This window comes from Hymenobacter sp. DG25A, from assembly GCF_001280305.1.
Taxonomy (GTDB): Bacteria; Bacteroidota; Bacteroidia; order Cytophagales; family Hymenobacteraceae; genus Hymenobacter.
Map to the genome: position 1 here is coordinate 3,034,133 of NZ_CP012623.1, position 19,564 is coordinate 3,053,696.

A 19,564-nucleotide genomic window follows, 5' to 3' on the forward strand; every position below is an offset into this window, starting at 1 on the left:
TGTTTCGCAAGACCAGAATTGCGCGGACCATTCTATCTTCGTTTATCTGGCTGGGCCGGGGAATTTCCGTTTCCCTGCCCCGCTCACTTCCGTACCTTCGCTGTCCTATGACCGACGCCTCCGCCGCTCCCCAGCACCATAAACTCTTCCTGCTCGACGCTTTTGCCCTGATTTACCGCGCCCACTTTGCCTTCAGCAAAAACCCGCGCGTGAACTCCAAGGGCCTGAATACCGGGGCCATCCTGGGCTTTACCAACACCCTGGTAGAGGTACTGCAAAAGGAGAAGCCCACACACATTGGGGTAGCCTTCGATGCGCAGAAAAAAACCTTCCGCCACGAGCAGTATGCGGAGTATAAAGCCCAGCGCCAGGCCATGCCGGAGGACATTGGGCTGGCCATCCCTTACATCAAGAAAATCATCAAAGCCTTCAACATTCCCATTCTGATGGTGGATGGCTTTGAGGCCGATGACGTGATTGGCACTCTGGCGCTGCGTGCCGAGCAGCAGGGCTTTGGCGAGGTGTTCATGATGACGCCCGACAAGGATTACTGTCAGCTGGTAACCGACTGCGTGAAGATTTACCGCCCCGCCTTCATGGGCAACTCCGCCGAGGTGCTGGACGTGCAGCATGTGCTGCAGCGCTTCGAGATTGAGCGGGTAGAGCAGGTGATTGACATTCTGGGCTTGCAGGGCGACGCCTCCGACAACATTCCCGGCATTCCTGGCATTGGCGAAAAAACTGCCAAAAAGCTCATCCATGAGTTTGGCTCCGTGGAAAACCTGATTGCCAACGCCGACAAGCTGAAGGGCAAGCTGCAGGAAAACGTGCGCAACTTCGCCGAGCAGGGCCTGATGAGCAAGGAGCTGGCCACCATTCACCTGGATGTCCCCATTGAGTTTCATGAGGAAAACCTACGCCTGGAGCAGCCCAACGCCGAGGAACTGCGCCAGCTGTTTGATGAGCTGGAATTCCGGCAGCTGGCGGCCCGCGTGCTGGGCGGCGGCAATGGCCCGGCCACCAGCACGCCCCCGCCGGCCCGCGGCGCCCGCCGGCCAAGTGTAGCGGCCGGTCAGGGTTCTTTGTTTGACGCGGCGGTGGCCGTTGCCGCGGAAGAAGGCGAAACCGACAGCCTGGGTGCGCCCAGCGGGCCGCGCCACCAGCTGGCCGATGTCCCGCACCAGTATCACCTCATTGATACCCCCGAGTTACGCCGCGAGCTGCTCAGGTTCCTGCTGCTGCAAAAGGAAGTCAGCTTTGATACCGAAACCACCGGCCTGGATACCATGACCTCGCGCTTGGTGGGGTTTTCCTTCTGTTGGTTGCCCGGCGAGGCGTATTACGTGCCTGTGCCGTCTGACGACCACACCGCGGCCCAAAAGCTGGTGGATGAGTTTCGCCCCTTCTTCGATGCCGAGCAGATTGTAAAAATCGGCCAGAATATCAAGTACGACCTCACCATTCTGAAGCACTACGGGGTGGAAATGAAAGGCCAGGTGTTTGATACCATGCTGGCCCACTACCTGCTGGAGCCCGACATGCGCCACAATATGGACGTGCTGGCTGAAACCTATCTGCACTACACGCCCGTCCCCATCACGGCTCTTATCGGCCCCAAAGGCAAAAACCAGAAAACCATGGCCGATATTCCGCCGGCTGAGGTGAAGGACTACGCCTGCGAAGATGCCGACGTTACCCTGCAGCTGAAGCATTATTTCGAACCCAAGCTGCAGGAGGTAGGGCTGCTGAAGCTGCTGAATGAGGTAGAAAACCCGCTGGTGCCGGTGCTGGCCGCCATTGAGTACGAAGGCGTGAAGATTGACAGCGCCGCTATGGGCGAGTACTCGGCGCTGCTGCAGGGCTACATTACCGAGCTGGAAGGGAAGATTTTTGCCGAAGCCGGCCAGCAGTTCAACATTGGCTCGCCCAAGCAATTGGGAGAGGTGCTGTTTGATAAAATGGGCCTGGGTGGCGGTAAGATCAAGAAAACCAAAACCGGGCAGTACGCCACTGGCGAGGAAATCCTGAGCGTGCTGGCCGCCGATGCGCCCATTGCCAGCCTCATTCTGGAACACCGCCAGCTTACTAAGCTGCGCAGCACCTACGTAGAGGCCCTGCCCCAGCTGGTGTGCGAGCTGGATGGCCGCGTGCATACCTCCTTCAACCAGGCCGTAACGGCCACGGGCCGCCTGAGCAGCACCAACCCCAACCTGCAGAACATTCCCATTCGCACGGAAAAGGGCCGCGAAATTCGCAAAGCCTTTGTACCGCGCGACGAAAACCACCTGCTGCTGGCCGCCGACTACTCGCAGATTGAGCTGCGCATCATGGCCGATTTTTCGGGCGACAAAACCATGATTGAGTCGTTCCGCCAAGGGCTTGATATTCACGCCAGCACTGCCAGCAAGGTGTTTAAAGTGCCCTTGGACCAGGTAGATGGCGAGATGCGCCGCCGGGCCAAAATGGTCAATTTTGGCATCATATACGGCATTTCGGCCTTCGGGCTGGCCCAGCGCCTGGGCGTTTCGCGCAAGGAGGCTACCGAAATTATTGAAGCCTATTTCACGGAGTTTTCCTCGGTGAAGCAGTTCATGGACGACAGCATCAACCGCGCCCGGGAGCTGGAATATGCCGAAACCCTGCTGGGCCGCCGCCGCTACCTGCGCGACATCAACTCCCGCAACGCCACGCTCCGCGGCTACACGGAACGCAACGCCATTAACGCCCCCATCCAGGGCACCGCGGCCGACATCATCAAGAAGGCCATGATCAACATTCATCACTGGCTCCTGGAAGAAAAGCTGGGCACCAAAATGATTCTGCAGGTGCACGATGAATTGGTGTTCGATGCTGTGAAAGAGGAAATTGCGTACATCACGCCCAAAATCAGGGAGCTGATGGTTAATGCCCTGCCCCTGCCCCACGGCGTGCCCATGGAAGTGGAAGTAGGCACCGGCCGCAACTGGCTGGAAGCGCACTAGCCCCGGTATCCGGCGCAGCCCATTGGCCGTATACCCCACGGCCGGGCTACTCCTGGTGCTCTCTGTATGCTAGAAAACCCACCCACTACTACCCTGCAAAATGTTGCCCGTGGCTTGCTGGCCACCTTTATGATAACGGCAGGCATAGGGCACCTCACCTTTGCCCGGCAGGATTTTCAGGCCCAGGTACCCGATTTTATTCCGCTGGATAAGGATACGGTGGTGCTACAATCGGGAGTGGTAGAAATTGGGCTGGGCCTGGCGCTGCTCGTCTGGAAGTCGCGCCGTGCCGATCTGGGGTTGGGCTTAGCCGTATTTTACGCACTGGTGCTTCCAGGTAATGTGCATCAGTACACGCACCATATTTCTGCCTTCGGCCTCGATACGGATGCTAAACGGCTTGGGCGGCTATTCTTCCAGCCCGTGCTGATGGGTTGGGCCCTGTGGTCGACGGGTGCTCTTCGTGCGCTAAAGCGTAAGTAAGTTCTGGCCTATTAAGCCAATAGCCATTAAACGAGAACTGCCGCCGCTATCGATAGCGGCGGCAGTTCTCGTTTAAATAAGAATATAAGCTGGTAGCTGATAATCCTGTGTCTAACTTCTCACTCTCTATTCCACTCTGGTAAACATTAATTTCTAGTGTATAAAGTGTCTTTTTGGGATGATAAGTATTGACGCTACATTACTAAGTGGCAGGCATCTAATTGAGATGTTTCGTAAACACTGCTCAACGCCCAATAAACCCATCCCCTAGGAGTAGCTTTCATAGAAAGAAGGATAAATGAGGAAGGATGTCTTACACGTGCATGACCGGCACCTACCTATATTGGTTGCATGGGGTTTGCAAAGAATAATGTTATTCTCCTTCCCAGCGTACAATGCCCCGGAAGCATCTGCCTATAACCTATGCGGCTCCTTGCAGTTTAAGCCCTGTATGAGTGCTATTGAACTTTCAGAAACCACCGCTTCTTTTGACGTGGTTATTATTGGGGCCGGGCCGGTGGGACTGGCCTGCGCCATTGAGGCCAAGCGGCGCGGCTTTACTGTGTGCGTGGTAGATAAAGGCGCGCTGGTAAACTCCCTGGTGGGCTACCCCACCAACATGGAGTTCTTCTCCACACCCGAGCTGCTCGAAATTGGCGGCTACCCCTTTCCCACCTCGCATTACAAACCCCTGCGCGAAGACGCCCTGGACTACTACCACCGCGTAGCCAGTTCTGAAAAAATTCCCCTGCGCCTCTACGAGGCAGTAGCCGGGCTGGAAGGCGAGCCAGGCCGGTATGAAGTAGTCACGGAGAAAGGCCGCATAGCCTGCGCCGCTGTGATAATAGCTACTGGCTTTTATGATATTCCCAACTACCTGAACGTGCCCGGCGAAGACCTGCCGCACGTGAGTCACTACTACAAAGAGCCCTACGCCCACGTGGGCCAGCCGGTGGTGGTTATCGGGGCCAAAAACTCCTCGGCCAAAGCCGCCCTTCAGCTGCTGCGCGCCGGAGCCGAGGTGACTATGGTAGTGCGGGGGGCCGAGGTAAGCGAGTCAGTGAAATACTGGATCCGGCCTGATTTGCTGAACCGCATTGCCGAAGGCCGCATTAAGGCCCATTTCAGCAGCAGTGTGCAGCGCGTTACCCCTGATGCCGTGGAGATACTCACCCCGGAAGGCCCGCTTACTCTGCCTACCAGCCACGTATATGCCCTCACCGGCTACCGCCCCAACTACGCGCTGCTGGCCGCCCTGGGCATTACCACCCGCGACGATGCCGCGTGCACACCCTGGCACAACTCCGATACCTTTGAAACCAACCGCCCGGGCGTATACCTGGCGGGCACCGTGTGCGGCGGCCTGAACACCAGCCGCTGGTTTATTGAAAACGGCCGCCACCATGCGGCCGTTATTGCCGCGCACATTTCTCCGGTTTGCACGGCGGGGTAACACTGGCAATACAAAAGCCCGTTCTTCCTAAGGGAAAAACGGGCTTTACAGTAGCACTATAACTTATTCCAGCCGTTAGAAAGCAGCGTAAGTAAGCGTGTAAGTCAGAGTCGTTTCCTGACCCGTATCCGGATCAACTTCTTTCTCCGTGTATTTCTGAATCATGGTAGTCGCCGTCAGCTCCACCAGATCAACCGTGTAGGAATCCCCACCGCCAATCTCAGAAATTTTCAACTTGGTTTCGTCAGATTCGAAGTTCCATGCTACTTTCTGTGTCTGCGGGTCGCTTGCCATATCATCACACTTAGTAGCTCCTTGGTCGAGGATAGCGGTTTTGTCTGTGCTGAACTTCTCGAAATCATCCTTCTGGCACGGCTCCATATCAGCGAAAATGTCCTGAGAATAGGTGCTTGAACCCGAAGTCAACGACCCAACGGCAGCTGACAAACGCCAGTTCTTAGCTGTCAGCAATTCCGTTTTTGTCTTCGGCTTGTTGTCATCATTATCCTTCTTACAAGCCGTGAAGGAGCCTACGAATAGCAGGGCAATAAACAGGCGGAAAATGGGTTTTATGCGAATAAATGAAAGAGTAAATAAGTGGTCTGTAAATGCCTGCTGATAGAACCGGCGCAAAGTATGGCACAAGTATAGTCTTTCCGGCTTACTTCTGGCTGGAAAATACATAAAAAAGGCCCCCTGCTGGCAGGGAGCCTTTTTTATTGGGGTGTTTAGGAACACCTAGGGGAACGTTACGCCACTGTAGGCATTAGGATCTACCTGAGGTACCGAAGCATTGTAAGTCTGGTTGATTACCCGGATGAACTCATTGGCTACCACGGCATAACCGCGGGACGTAGGGTGCACACCGTCCAGCGAGAACAGGTTACCAGCAATGTAAGCCGTGGTATTGTTCACGGCATTTACGGCGTAGCCATTGTTCACAATAGTGGAGAAGAAGGCGTTCATATCCACCACCGGCTGCTTGTACTGACGGGCTGACTTTGCAATGATAGAGTTCAGCTGAGCCGTGCGGGAGTTAATAGCACTAATCTCGTCCGCATCCAGCACATACTGGCTGGGCAGCGGGTTGCTCATCGTGGGCGCGTAGCCTACCCCAACCGGGAAGGGATTAGTAGCCGGATCAGCAGAAGGCGTACCGATAACAGCGCTGGAGGTCAGCACCAGCAAATCGGTGGGCAGTGCTGCGCGAACTTCCCCTTTGCCCGTGGTAATAAACAGGCCGGCAGTGGAAGCATTGGGCAGATTAGGATTGGCTTTGATGCTGGCGTTGATAGCCGCTACCCGTACCGTAGTGAAGTAAGGCAAGGCCGATACCGCAGGAATATTGGCCACGGCACCTTTTACCGTACCATTCTTGGAGATGGTAGCCAGCAGTGCGCGGTAACCAATGCCAAAGCGGGTTGTATCGGTCATGGCGCTGAACGGGTTGGTAGCACTGGCCACGCCACCAGCGGTGGCATAGGTCAGTACATCGTTGCTGCCCAGCCACATGGTGAAGAACGTGGGGCTGGCTTGGCCGATGTACGTCAGGTAATCCGTAGAAGGAGCCTCGGCCGCGGGGAGCAAACGGTTGAAGAAGGGGTTGATAACGCCGTAAGGAGCCAAACCACCCGTGAGAGCCGATACGCTGGAAAGAACCGAAATACCGGGTACCGCCAGGTTATTAGACTGGGCACCGGTGTAGGCGGCCAGCTGGTTCTGGCCGCTGGGGAGCGTAGCACCGGTGTAAGCCGTCTTATCGGTTACGTTTTCCAGCTTAGGCGTGCCATTGGCGTTGAAGCCGGTGAAGCGCAGGAAGCCGCTGCCGTTCTCCTGGCCGGCGGCGAAAGCAGGCTGCACAAAGCTGCCACCACCTACTTTGGCAAACTGCTGGGCCAGAATAGCGGGGTAAGACAGCGCCTGCGAGGCGTTGGACAAACCACCATTGGAGTAACCGGCCGTGAGGGAGTTACCTACGGCTACATATTTCGAGAAGTCGGCGGAGCCTTTATCTGATTTGGGAGCTTCCAGCTCAGGCTGGCAACCGCCCAGCACCAGACCCAGCAATGCCAGGCCCGGCAGTGATTTTTTAAACAGAGTAATCATCGGAGTCAGAGAAGTAGACGCTTAGAAAGTGTAGTTGAGGCCAATACCGGGAATTACAATCTGCGTTTTGTAAGTGCCTGCTACCCGGTCAGTCGTCTTATTGTTCAGCAGATCCTGCTGGGTCTGCGTGCGCTTCATCAGGCTGATGAACTGAGTAGAGACGTCTACTGAGAAATGCTCGCCTGCTTTGTAGGAAACACCCGCGGTAGCCCCAATACGGTCAGCGTCCGGCGTTTCCGGCGACACGTAGCCATCTTTCACCGGCGACATATCATACGAACCACCGGCCCGCACCGTGAGAACGTCGGTCAGCTTGTACTGGCCACCCAAGCGCAGGGTAAGCGCATCCTGGTAGAAGCGCTTGGATGTGCTGCTGGTAGCGCCGCCCACGGGCCCGTTGAAGGTGAAATCGAGGCTGCGGTATTTGCTCCACTGCACGTGGTTTACGTCCACGGCTATCGTCAGCTTCTCGGTGGGCATTACTCCAATACCGATAGTGGTAGTAGCGGGCAACGGAATGGTTACATCGAACTCCGTTCCGGAGAAGCTAGCCTTGGCCGATGCCGGCAGGTTAGTTAAAGTTACGTCGCCGCCTTTCACGGTAGCATCAATCTTGGAGCGGTAGGAAACCCCCACGCTCAACTTGTCTGAAGGCTTGAAGAAAACGCCGGCATTAAAGCCCACTTTATTCTCGGCCTTGCCATCCAGCTCCACGTGGCCATACTCGCCCTGGGCGTTGGTCACGGGAACATCGCGCTGCAGGTTTACTGAGCCATAGGCCAGAACGGCCACGCCTACACCAACACTCAGCTGATCCGTTAAGGCAAAGCTCACGGTAGGCTGCACGAAAACGGACTTCAGATCAATATCGGTCAGGGAGAAACGGCCTTCCCAGCCATCGGCGTAGCGTAGGTTGCTGCCAAAGGGCGTGTACACGGCAATACCCGCTTTCCACTTGCCTTCTGCCGGGCCAAAGCCGGCAAACAGGCTGAAGGGGTTTACCACAGAGTTACGCAGGGTACGCTCCTCGCCACCAAACTCGGCGCGGAAAGCCTGCCGGGCAAAAGTGGCGTTTGCGCCCATTTGTACGCCCCGCTCCCGCACCATGGCCAGGGCGCCGGGGTTATAGAACATGGATGCCTGGTCAAGCGCTAAGCCCGTGCCCACGCCGCCCATACCATTGTTTTTGATGCCGGCCAGCGACACCTGAAATCCGCCAGCGGAGGCAGCGGTTGCCGCCAGCATGGCACTACCTACGAGAAGTAGAGATTTTACATTCATACAAGAAAAATGTGGGTTGGGATAGTTGGGACTAAATGTAGGGAGAAAAAACGTTCGATTAGTCGGCGTGCCTACCATTTTACCGGCGCACAGCAACGCGGGCCACCAATTTGGCTGCTAGTATGCAAAAAATTGGGCTTTGGCCCTAAGAAGGGATTATTCCGGCTGGTGCTCTTTCACCTGGCGGCTGGGCAGGTGCAGGCGCTGGCCCGCCACCAGCAGGTGCACGCGCAGGTCCAGCCCGCTAACCGGCTCGCCGCGCCCAATGCGGCCCAAGTTGTTGCCGCGCTGCCGGGAGCCATCTACCACCATCACCACCCCGTCGCCGAACACTTCGGCCTCAATGCCTCCCCGGATAATGAGGCCGGTTTCCTCAGAAAGGCCCAGCCCCAGGCACATGGGGTGGGCCAGCACGGCATGCGCCAGCCGCCCAAAGCGGCCCCGTTCCACAAAATGCTGATCAATGAGCAGCTTAGGCAGCAGCTCCAGCCCGGGCACGGTTTTAATGCCGCCTTTGCGCAGGGCCCGCCAGCCATAGCCATCTACCAGCATAAAATCGGAGAGCACGGCGGCGCCGGCACTGGTACCGGCAACAATAAAGTCGGCCTCCGTGCGGAAGCGCTCCTGCAGCTGGCGCAAAAACTCGGTGCCGTGCAAAAACTGCACAATGCGCTCCTGGTCGCCGCCGGTGAAAAACACCACTTTGGTACGCGCCAGCCGCCGGAGCGTGGCCGGGGCATCGGCCGGGTGGTGCTCGTCAATGTGCAGGTGGTGGGAGGTCACGCAGCCCAGGTCGCGCAGGGCCTGCTCATAGGCCCTGGCCGAATCCAGGGGCTCACTGGAAGCCGTGGTAATTATCTCAATAGGAGCCTCTCGATGGGGCAGCAGGTCGCAGAGCAGGGACAGCAGCACGTCATCGTCGCCGCCGCCAAGGGCGATGAGCGTACCAAGTGCAGAACCGGATAACTGGGTCATAGAACGTAGAGCGCAACAGCAACAACGGGTCTCCGTTGCCCGGCTGCTACCCCGAAAGTAGTAGGCCTGTACGCAAAACCACTACCGGCAGCCAGGGCCCTTGGCAGGACACCGACCGGGCATAGGGGAAATAACCCATTTTACTGGTCGAAATTTCGGGCGGCAATGCGGGTTAGCCGCCAGTTTATCCTAATTTTGCAGGCCGATTTTCACCTCAACCTGCTTGCCTAGCGAAGCACTAGCTCCCTCAGTCCGATGATTCAGCAGCACCCCACCGCGGAAACCATCACGTCCCTGATTCAGGAGGGCGAATTCTTTAAGCTGAAGGAGGTTCTCAAGCAGTTTGAGCCGGCCGAGCTGGTAGAGCTGCTGGAGAAGGAAGAGGAGCGCGAACAGCTGATTATTTTCCGGCTGCTGCCCCTCACGCTGGCCACCGAGGTATTCGAGTATCTGGACCTGGATATTCAGCGCCACTTTCTGGCCAACCTCTCTCAGGAGAAAATTGCCGACATCCTCAATGAGATGTCGCCCGATGACCGGACGGCCCTGCTGGAGTTCCTGCCCGATGACTTTGTAAAGGAGCTGATCCAGACCCTGTCGGAGTCGGAGCGCAAGGTAACGCTGGAGCTGCTGGGCTACCCCGAGTACAGCGTGGGCCGCCTGATGACGCCCGACTACATTGCCATTCGGGAAAACTGGACGGTGCAGCAGGTGCTGGACTACATCCGCCGCCACGGCGGGCAGTCCGAAACCATCAGCGTGCTCTACGTTACGGATAACCGGGGCGTGCTGATTGATGATATCCGCATCCGGCAGCTGCTGCTGGCCGAGCCGGATAGCCGCGTGAGCGAACTGATGGACCGCCGCTACGTGAGCCTGCAGGCCATGCAGGACCAGGAAGCGGCCATTGACGTGTTCCGCAAAAACGACCGGGTGGCCCTGCCCGTGGTGAACGACGAAGGCGTGCTGTTCGGCATCGTGACCATTGATGATATCCTCGACATCCGGGAAGAAGAAGATACCGAGGACATTCAGAAGCTGGGGGGCTCCGAGGCCCTGGACGAGCCGTACTTGGCCACTTCCATCTGGAACATGGTGAAAAAGCGGGCCGGCTGGCTGGTTATCCTGCTGATTGGTGAGATGCTGACGACCTCCGCCATGCACCATTTTGAGGATGACCTGCAGAAAGCCGCCGTGCTGGGCCTGTTTATTCCCCTCATTATCTCGGCCGGCGGCAATGCCGGCTCCCAGGCTACGTCTCTTATTATCCGGGCCATGAGCCTGGGCGAGTTCACCCTCTCCGACTGGTGGCTGGTTATGCGGCGCGAGTTGATTTCGGGGCTGCTGCTGGGCGGTATTCTGGGCGTGGTAGGCTCCCTGCGCATTATCCTGTGGGCCAACTACATCGACCCCGGCTATTTTGGCCCCTACTGGCTGCTGATTGCCGTTACGGTGGGCTTCTCGCTGCTGGGCATTGTACTGTGGGGGGCGCTATCGGGGGCAATGCTGCCCATGCTGCTCAAGCGCCTGGGCCTGGACCCCGCTACTTCCTCCGCGCCTTTTGTAGCTACCCTGGTAGACGTAACCGGGCTGATTATCTACTTCTCCGTGGCTACCATGGTGCTGCGCGGCACCCTGCTGTAACGGGCCGGGCCGGGCGTTAAAAGTCCAGGCCACCCTTGCCGCGGTTAGCCTTTTTGGTGCTGTGCTTTTTCTTGGACTCCAGGCGTTGGCGCACGGCTCCTTTGCTGGGCTTGGTGGCCTTGCGGGCTTTGGGCTTGTGCAGGGCCTTCAGTAGCAGCTGATGAAACTTCTGCAGGGCAATTTCCTTGTTGCGCAGCTGGCTGCGGTCTTCCTGCGCTACTACCAGCAGCAAACCCTCCGCCGTAAGCTGCTTGGCCAGCTTCGTGAGCAGCACTTCTTTCTGCTCGTCGCTGAGCAGTTGGGAATCGGCTACATGAAAGCGCAGCTCTACCCTGGACTCTACCTTGTTCACGTTTTGTCCGCCCGGCCCGCTGCTGCGGCTGGTTTGAAATTGAATTTCGGGCAGAAAAGCATCGGCAGCAGGCAGCATGGGTAAGCAGAGTAAAGCAGGGAATAGCGGCGGCAAGTAGCACCAAACTGCGCATACCGGCACTACGGCAATATAGTTCGCCTATTTCTCTCCTACCGTAAGCCGGCTTTTGCCAGGCGGCACTTCAGAATTCAAGTATAAGGTTGAGGCGAAAGTATTTGGCTGGTGCCCGGCGGCGCTGCCAGCCGAGTGCCGGCGCATTGCAACCTGCGCGGCAGGCTCTTGTCTTATGTCCCGGCGCCGCTCTATCTTCGTCGCACTCAACCTTCTCCTCTGTTCTGCATGAAAATTTCCTCTGCGGCCCGGCGCTGCCTGGTGCTCGGCCCCGCTCTGGCCCTGGCGTTAGCCGGCTGCCAATCATCCGGCTCTACCGGCACGGCCGGCCAGCCCGACCTGCTCCAGGCCAACCTGGACACCACCATTCATCCCGGCGACGACTTTTTCACCTACGCCAATGGCGGCTGGCTGAAAAAGCATCCCATTCCCGCCTCCGAAAGCTCCTGGGGCATTGGCAAAGAGGTGCAGGACGAGGTATATGCTCGCCTGCGCGCCCTCAACCAGGAAGCCGCCAAAGCCAACGCCAAGGCGGGCACCAGTCAGCAGAAAATTGGTGATTTCTGGGCCGCCGGGCTGGATTCCGTGGCCATTGATAAGCAGGGCCTTGCCCCGCTGAAGCCCGAGCTGGACCGCATTGCCGCTATCAAGTCTCTGGCCGATGTGCAGGCTGTAATTGCCCGCCACAAGGTACTGGGCGTGAACTCGCTGCTTGGCCTGTATATAGCGCAGGACGCTAAAAACAGTGAAAAAATGGCCCTGCACCTGTATCAGGCCGGGCTGGGCTTACCAAACCGCGACTACTATTTTAACAAGGACACCCGCACCAGCAACATCCGCAAGGAGTACGTGCGGCACGTAGCGCGCATGCTGCAGCTGCTGGGGCAGGACTCCGTTACGGCCCAGCGCCACAGCCAGCAGATTATGCAGCTGGAAACGGCACTAGCCGGTTCCTCGCGCAAGCTGGAAGCCCTCCGCGACCCATACGCCAACTATAACAAGCGCGCCGTAACCGACCTCGGCAAGCTCACCCCTGGCATCGACTGGAAACCCTGGCTCGCGCAAATGGAGCTGGCCAAAGTAGATACCGTTATTGTGGGGCAGCCGGAGTTCTACCAGAAAGCTGGTCAGCTGCTGAAAACCACCCCGCTGGACCAGTGGCAGGCTTACCTGCAGTGGCACCTGGTGAATACTTTTGCCAGCCAGCTCAGCCGCCCCTTCGATAATGAGCATTTCCGCTTCTACGGCACCATTCTGCAGGGCCAGAAAGAGCAGCGTGCCCGCTGGAAGCGCGTGCTGGATGAGGAGGAAGATGGCATGGGCGAAATCCTGGGCCAGCTGTTCGTAAAAGAGTATTTCTCCCCCGAAACCAAAGCCCGCTACGCCAAGCTCACCGAAAACGTGGTGGCTTCATTCCGGGAGCATATTCAGGCTCTGGACTGGATGAGCAACGCCACCAAGCAAAAGGCGCTGGTGAAGCTCGCCAAAATCACCCCCAAAGTAGGCTACCCCGATAAGTGGCGCGACTATTCGGCCCTCACCATTAACCGGGATTCTTACCTGGGCAATGTGATGCGCGCCAACGAGTGGAAGTACCGCTACCAGGTAAACAAGCTGGGCAAGCCCGTAGACCGCACCGAGTGGGACATGACGCCCCAGACGTACAATGCCTACTACAACCCCAGCAACAACGAAATTGTACTGCCCGCCGCCATTTTTGCCGTTCCCGGGCTGAAAGATGCCGATGCCGATGATGCCATCATCTACGGCTACGCCGGCGCGTCTACCATTGGCCACGAACTGACGCACGGCTTCGACGACGAAGGCAGCCAGTATGACGAGAAGGGCAACCTGCGCAACTGGTGGAGCAAGCAGGACCGCGCCGCTTTCCAGCAGCGCGTGAACAGCATTGTGCGCCAGTTTAACGGCTACACCGTGCTCGATTCCCTGCACATCAACGGCAAGGCCACAGCCGGCGAGAACATTGCCGACCTGGGCGGTATCGTCATTGCCTTCGATGCCTTTAAAAAGACCGATCAGTACAAGAAAGGCGAGAAAATTGGCGGCCTCACGCCCACGCAGCGCTACTTCCTGGGCTACGCCCTGGGCTGGCAGCACCACCAGCGGGATGAGGTGCTGGCCCAGCGCATCCTCACCGATGTGCACTCGCCGGCGCAGTACCGCGTGAATGGCCCCTTTGCCGACGTGCCCGCTTTCTATGAAGCGTTCAACGTGAAAGAAGGCCAGCAGCTCTGGCGCCCCGACAGCACCCGGGTTACCATCTGGTAGCAATTAGTTTTTGCTACTCAAAAAGCCTCTCCGCTTGCTGCGGAGAGGCTTTTTTTATTCTGATATAGCGGCCGGCACTACGCAAGCTTCGCTCTGAACTGCTGCAGATTTTTGGCTGCCTGGGCCTGCACTTTCCGTTGCAGAAACGGCGACCAGCCCAGCAGCCACCCCACCGGCCCTAACGCCTGCCGCGACCAGCGCCAGAAGCTGAAGGCATCGTGGTGGGAGTAGATAAGGCCGTCGGAGAAGGTGAAGCGGGCCTGGATGCGGTTATGCACCGGGCGCTTGGTCTGGGAGAAGGTATAGCGGGCCTCCCAGTCAGCTTGTCCCTGGTGGTCATCGGCGTGCACGTTACTATAGGTTAGCTGCAGGTCGTGGCCCCGCTCGCAGAGCATGCGCCACATAGCGCCTATTTCGGGCGCCCCGGTCAGGGAGAAGGCAGCATCCTGGAAAGTGACTTGCGGATGGTAGCACATGGTCATGGCATGCCAGTCGCGGCGCTGAAAGGCCTGATAGAAGCGGTGCAGCAGTTCTTCGTGGGGGTGCATGGGCACAGGATGCTTGGGAGTGAGCGGGTTAAGGTAGAGAAAGCTGCGTTATTTCGTTTCTGACTTCTAAGGATTTATGCCTGCATTCTTCGCCCCTATCCGGCAGGAATTTTAGAACGTCAGGCAACGGTTCCGGGCAGCTAACCATCTATCCGGAAAGCACCCCAACTTCATCTTCTTTCCTATGAAATCTGCTACGCTTCTCCTGCTTCCTTTGCTGGCCTTCATCTCTCTGATGACAGCATTCCGCCCCGCCCCTGTGCATTCCGTTAGCGCGGCTCCGGTGGACGAGCGCCGCGAGGTGCGGGAAGTAGCGGCCTTTGAGGAGCTATCCTTAAACATTCCCGCGGAGGTGGTTTTGCGGCAGGGCAGCCCGCAGCGGGTAGAAATTGTGGGCGCCGATGAAGATCTGCGCCGCATAGAAACGGTGGTAAAGGATAACCGACTGCGCATTCGGATGCCGGAAAAAGACCGGCAAGCCGGGTGGTATAAAGGCACCACCTTTCGGCAGCCCATCAAAATCTACGTGACCATGCCCACTATCAAAATGCTGGGAGTAAGCGGTTCGGGCTCCATGAGCAGTGAAGCGCCTATTAAAGCACCAGCGCTGAAAGTGAGTATGTCCGGCTCGGGGGCTATGCGCCTCAACCTGGTCACCGACCAACTCAACACTTCCCTGTCTGGCTCGGGCCGCATCAGCCTCTCCGGCAGCACCGATGCGCATAAGGTATCCATCAGCGGCTCCGGCCGCCTGGCAGCGCCCAACCTGCGCACTAACGCTACGCAAATCAGCATCAGCGGCTCCGGGAGCTGCCAGGTGCACGCCAGCCAGACGCTGCAGGCTTCTATTTCCGGGTCCGGCAATGTGCTGTACCAGGGCAGCCCGCAGGTTACCTCGCATATTATGGGCTCGGGCACCGTCCGGAAAGCGTAAGCAGAGTCACTCATTTTCTCTGCCTCACTTAACAAAAAGCCCTGCGCTAAAGCTAGCGCAGGGCTTTCTGGTGTAATAATGGGCTTCTATTCAATCAACAGCTTTTGAGTGGTGCTGCCGCCTTGGGTAATCAGTCGCACCAGGTAGGCGCCCCGGGCCAGGCCCGGCGCATTTATCCGATACTCGCCGGTGCTTTGCGCAGGTAGCGCCTGGGTATACAGCCGCCGCCCCTGCAGGTCCAGAATTTCCAGGGAGGCCTCCGCCGCTGCCGGCTGACTCACGCGCACCACAAATTTGCCCGTCGAGGGGTTAGGGAATACGTTCAGCAGCAGCTCCTGCCGGCTGGCCAGCTGCACGGTTTGCACCGGCGAGTACTGCACGGCACCATCCCAATCGGTCTGGCGCAGGCGGTAGTAGTTGAGGCCGGCACCGGGGCGCCGGTCCACGAACTGGTAGCGCTGGGCATGCGAGCTGTTGCCGGCGCCGGCCTGCCGCCCGATTTCCGTAAAGTGCTGCCCATCGGTGGAGCGCTCCACGGCAAAGTAGGCGCTGTTTTTCTCCAGGGCCGTTTCCCAGTCCAGTTGCACGGTCCCACCACTGGCCGCCCGGGCCTGGAAGCGCACCAGCTCTACTGGCAGCGGCGCGGCGCCAATACCCGTGCAAAGCAGCGTAGCGGGAATAGGCACCAGATCCGGAATGCCGGCCGCCGTACTCTTCCAGCTTAATATTAAGCGGTTACTGGCTGTAAACTCCCCATAATGCACCAGAATGGGGTGCAGCCCGGCCGACAGAGTTACGGTGCCCGTGATGGTGATGGGTGGGTGGCCGGTGCCATTGTTGATGAGGGCACTTTCTGTGGTAGGCGGCGTAGCCAGCGCAGCGCCATCCAGCCACAGATACGAGGCATCATCGGAGGTCAGCGCGAAGGTATACTGGCCGGCTACGGGCACGTACAGGCGGCCGCGGAAGCGGGCACTGAACATATTGGGCAGTCCTTTGGAATCGAGCTCCGGCCCCACCAGCGTGCCCCAGTCATCCTGATCAAAGTTCAGACCCAGCTCTGTGCGCAGCATGCTGGGCGTTTGGGCGGTGAAGAAGTTCTGATTATTGTCTAAATCATCAAAATAGCCCGCATAATACTCCCCGTAGAGGCCGGCCGTAACAGGTTTGTTGCCGGGGTCGGTGCCGGTGCAGCCAGGGGGTGGTGGCGGCGCAATAACGAAGGCAAACGTGCGCGGAAAAGTGGTGGAGCCTTCAGTGTTGATAACGGCCACATCGACCTGGTAACGACCTTCCGGCACGGTGCCATCAGTCAGCAGGCGGCCGGTGGCGGCATCAATGGTAATACCGGCAGGCAGATCCTCGGCATTGGTCAGGGCAAAACCGGATACCGGGCGCGGGCTGCTTACTGTGGGCACTGCCGAGGAGCCGCTGCCGCTGACGCCCACCGTGGTGGTAATAGGCGCATACGTCAGCGCCTCGGGTAGCTGCCAGAACCGCTGCAGGGGCGTGCCAAAGGCCGTACTGGGAATGATCTGGCGCGTAATGCCGGCCGCAGTACTGGACCATTCCAGCTGCAGAATGTTACTGCCCTCGCCTTCGCCGTACAGTACCAGCACGTTGTGCAGGCCCGCCGTGAGAAAGCGCCGCACTTGTTTCGTGACCGGCGCGTGGCTGCCGCCGTCGTTAATAGCGGCTTTATTCAGCAGCAAAGGGGAGCTGATGGCGTCATTATCCAGCCAGAGAATGGCACCGTCATCGGAGGTCAGGTAGAAGACATAATTGCCGGTAACCGGTACGCTGAGGGTGCCCCGGAGTCGGGCGCTGAAGTTATTGGGGTTGCGGAGGGAGCCGGTGGCGGGCGGGTTAATAATTCCCCAGTTATTGGTCAGATCCACCTGAGGAATCACCCAGGAGCGGGCAGGCGCCTGCGCAAAGAATGCATTAAAGTCGGTAGTGGTGTTGAAGTTGCCGGGGTAGTACTCAATGTACAGGCCCTGGGCTGCCGGGTGGCCGCCGGGGTCGGTGCCAGTAACGCCGGCGGGCGGGGGCGGCGTGATAATAAAGGTGAAGACCTGGGTGAAAGTGGTAGATCCGTCGTCATTGGTCGCTGCTACATCGGCCACGTAGGTGCCCACGGGCACGTCCTTATCCGCGGTGAGCACGCCCGTGGTCTTGTTGATGGTAATGCCCGCCGGCAACGAGGAGGCATTAATCAGGATGTATTCGCTGATGCGCGAACTACTGGTAACCGTGGGAGGCTCCGAGGTGACTTTGGTACCGGTGGCCGTGGCGGTATAGTTGGGAGTGTAAACCAAGCTCTGCGGATAAGAGCGCAGCGGCTGAAGGCTGGTGCAGAGCGACGCCGTGGGGATAATCTCCCGGCTGATGCCCGCATCGGTGCTGTACCATTCCAGTTTGAGGATGTTGCTCCCGGCTATGTCGCCGTAATGCACCAGAATATTGTGCAGCCCTTTGGTGAGGTATATGGTGGCGGTTTTTTCGGTGGGCCCGTGGCTGCCACCATTTTTTATGGCGGCAGCTGCCTCCGTGGGCGTAGCCAGCACGGCATTATCCAACCACAGAAAAGAGGCATCATCCGAAGTCAGGTACAGCGTGTAGGTACCCGCTTTCTGCACCATCAGACTGCCCCGTATCCGCACGCTGAAGTTATCCTTGGCGCCGGGGCTAGCCCCGGGGGCGCTGGTAGCGGGAGGCGAAATGCTTCCCCAGCTAGCAGTGCTCGTAAAGTTCAGGAGAGGATCTACCCGCGTCAGGCCCGGCGTATGGGCCGCAAAGAAGCTCTGGTCATCGTTGAAATAGCCGGCGTAATATTCGGCGTAAAGACCATTAGTAGCGGCCTGGCCGCCGGCATCCTGCCCGGTGCAGGCTACGGCTGGCCCTTGCGCCTGAGCTACCAGACCCTGCAGGCTTAAAATAACCAGACCTAAGAAAAATGAACCACGCTGTAAAATCGGTGAAAAAAGATGCTTCATAACCTCAGAATTTAAAGTGAACCACCTTGCCTTAGAGGTTAAAAATATCTTTCTTTCGTGAAATATAAAAATACTTTATTAGAATTATTATATGAATATTATAAGTATTTCTGCTTGATATATAACTATGGAAAGCATATATCTTGCAGCAAACTGTTCATGGCGAATATCGAACTACTGCTATCTTCGCAGAATAAAGCCCAAATCTTATACTTACTGATTCAGGAGCCGCTACCCGATCTGTTGGACGCATTTATGGACACCGCACTTTGCCTGCCTGTTTTAGAACCTGCTCCCGAATTGCTTATTTGCCGTCGCGCTACCTTCCTTTGCGCGGCTCTTTTCCCCGTTCATGTCGCATTCCCGAGTTAAGCTGCCTGCCTGCGCTAACTGCGCCTATCCGTTTCCCGAAGGACAGCCCAATGAGTTTTGCCCGCGCTGCGGCCAGCAGAATCATGAAATAAACCTCTCCTTTGGCCACGTGCTGGAAGAAACGCTGGAGGGCGTGTTTCATTTCGACTCCAAAGTCTTCCGCACGCTTCGGCTGCTGCTGTTCAAACCCGGCCGCCTCACCCAGCTGTTCAACGATGGGCACCGGGTAGATTTTGTCCCGCCCATCCGGCTGTATGTGTTTATCAGCTTTGTGTTCTTCCTGCTGCTTTCGATGCAACACAGTGATTCGGGCAAGAAGGAGAAGGTATTTTCTGATATTAAAGTAACCACAGAGGCCGATAAACGAGACCTGGCCACTGCCGATTCGCTGCTGCAGAATACAGTGGGAGAAAAGCCTTTTGGTGTCACCGTGGGCAAGCCCTACAGCAAGGACACCACCAATATCTTCGATCTGAAATTAAGCCAGCGGGACGTGCAATGGTTCTCGGAACACGCCACCGCCGCCCGCACCGATTCCATGATTCGGGCTAACGGCAAGGAACCCACCTGGTACCGCCGGCTGGCCCTGAACCGCCTGCCCCGCATTCAGAATGCCACCAAAGAGGAGATTGAGTACAAGCTGCAGAAGAGCATTTCCATAGCTATGTTTCTGCTAATGCCTCTGTTTGCCCTGCTCCTGAAGGCGCTTTACATCCGGCACCGCCAGTATTACTTAAGTCATCTGATTCTTTCCATCCACTTCCACTGCTTTGTCTTTCTACTGTTTACCGCCAACCTGCTGCTGGGTTACGTGTACAACGGCGAGTGGGGAGTAGTGATAATGCTGCTGCTGCCGGCCTGGTACCTCTACAAGGCACTCCGCCTCATCTATCAGCAGTCGGGGCGCAAAACGGTGGCCAAAGTGCTGCTGATGATGGTAAGCTATGGGTTGGTTATTGCGCTGGTGCTGATGGGTGCGCTGGTGGCCAGTCTGATGATGGTATAGGCCGGGCGGCTT

General features: G+C 57.6%; 14 protein-coding genes. 7 read left to right on the forward strand and 7 right to left on the reverse strand.

The genetic code is table 11. The features are described from left to right. Positions 1-107 precede the first annotated feature (107 nt). From polA to AM218_RS13020, 3 genes are all read left to right on the forward strand, one after another. A complete protein-coding gene (gene polA / locus AM218_RS13010) occupies positions 108-2,981 on the forward strand; it encodes a DNA polymerase I (protein WP_054414286.1) in 2,874 nt (957 codons plus the stop codon). 66 nt (positions 2,982-3,047) lie between these two features. After that, positions 3,048-3,464 (forward strand): DoxX family protein, encoded by a 417-nt coding sequence (locus AM218_RS13015; RefSeq protein ID WP_054414287.1) that lies wholly within the window; start codon positions 3,048-3,050, stop codon positions 3,462-3,464. Between the two features lie 451 nt (positions 3,465-3,915). Next, positions 3,916-4,917, forward strand: coding sequence for a YpdA family putative bacillithiol disulfide reductase (locus tag AM218_RS13020; protein ID WP_054414288.1), 1,002 nt, complete (start codon positions 3,916-3,918; stop codon positions 4,915-4,917). A 75-nt stretch (positions 4,918-4,992) separates the two neighbouring features. Here AM218_RS13020 and AM218_RS13025 read toward each other — a convergent pair whose 3' ends face one another. The 4 genes from AM218_RS13025 to AM218_RS13040 all read right to left on the reverse strand — a co-directional run bounded on the left by AM218_RS13025 (position 4,993) and on the right by AM218_RS13040 (position 9,279). Then, positions 4,993-5,550: a hypothetical protein gene (locus AM218_RS13025; RefSeq protein WP_157547657.1), complete on the reverse strand. Its 558-nt coding sequence runs from the start codon at positions 5,548-5,550 to the stop codon at positions 4,993-4,995. A gap of 105 nt (positions 5,551-5,655) precedes the next feature. Further along, the gene (locus AM218_RS13030) at positions 5,656-7,023 is read right to left on the reverse strand and encodes an SGNH/GDSL hydrolase family protein (protein ID WP_054414290.1); all 1,368 of its coding nucleotides are present in this window, start codon (positions 7,021-7,023) and stop codon (positions 5,656-5,658) included. Positions 7,024-7,044: 21 nt separating this feature from the next. Further along, a complete protein-coding gene (locus AM218_RS13035; protein ID WP_071843789.1) occupies positions 7,045-8,304 on the reverse strand; it encodes an OmpP1/FadL family transporter in 1,260 nt (419 codons plus the stop codon). Between the two features lie 156 nt (positions 8,305-8,460). Next, positions 8,461-9,279 (reverse strand): cyanophycinase, encoded by an 819-nt coding sequence (locus AM218_RS13040; protein ID WP_054414292.1) that lies wholly within the window; start codon positions 9,277-9,279, stop codon positions 8,461-8,463. A gap of 255 nt (positions 9,280-9,534) precedes the next feature. Between AM218_RS13040 and mgtE the strand changes: the two genes are divergently transcribed. Beyond that, positions 9,535-10,923 carry a magnesium transporter gene (gene mgtE, locus AM218_RS13045; protein ID WP_054414293.1) on the forward strand — a complete coding sequence of 463 codons (1,389 nt, stop codon included), beginning with the start codon at positions 9,535-9,537 and terminating at the stop codon, positions 10,921-10,923. Between the two features lie 16 nt (positions 10,924-10,939). Here the strand turns inward: mgtE and arfB are convergent, their stop codons facing one another. Further along, on the reverse strand, positions 10,940-11,353 hold the full coding sequence (arfB, locus tag AM218_RS13050) for an alternative ribosome rescue aminoacyl-tRNA hydrolase ArfB (protein WP_054414294.1): 414 nt from the start codon (positions 11,351-11,353) through the stop codon (positions 10,940-10,942). 282 nt (positions 11,354-11,635) lie between these two features. On the opposite strand from arfB, the gene AM218_RS13055 reads away from it, so the two are divergent. After that, positions 11,636-13,696 (forward strand): M13 family metallopeptidase, encoded by a 2,061-nt coding sequence (locus AM218_RS13055; RefSeq protein ID WP_054414295.1) that lies wholly within the window; start codon positions 11,636-11,638, stop codon positions 13,694-13,696. Positions 13,697-13,773: 77 nt separating this feature from the next. Here the strand turns inward: AM218_RS13055 and AM218_RS13060 are convergent, their stop codons facing one another. Next, positions 13,774-14,244, reverse strand: coding sequence for a nuclear transport factor 2 family protein (locus AM218_RS13060; protein ID WP_054414296.1), 471 nt, complete (start codon positions 14,242-14,244; stop codon positions 13,774-13,776). Positions 14,245-14,428: 184 nt separating this feature from the next. On the opposite strand from AM218_RS13060, the gene AM218_RS13065 reads away from it, so the two are divergent. Then, positions 14,429-15,178: a head GIN domain-containing protein gene (locus AM218_RS13065; RefSeq protein WP_082318228.1), complete on the forward strand. Its 750-nt coding sequence runs from the start codon at positions 14,429-14,431 to the stop codon at positions 15,176-15,178. 86 nt (positions 15,179-15,264) lie between these two features. Here the strand turns inward: AM218_RS13065 and AM218_RS13070 are convergent, their stop codons facing one another. Beyond that, positions 15,265-18,174, reverse strand: a complete 2,910-nt coding sequence (locus AM218_RS13070; protein ID WP_054414298.1) for a PA14 domain-containing protein — start codon at positions 18,172-18,174, stop codon at positions 15,265-15,267. Positions 18,175-18,526: 352 nt separating this feature from the next. On the opposite strand from AM218_RS13070, the gene AM218_RS13075 reads away from it, so the two are divergent. Continuing rightward, a complete protein-coding gene (locus AM218_RS13075; protein WP_054414299.1) occupies positions 18,527-19,552 on the forward strand; it encodes a DUF3667 domain-containing protein in 1,026 nt (341 codons plus the stop codon). The last annotated feature ends 12 nt before the right edge of the window (positions 19,553-19,564 follow it).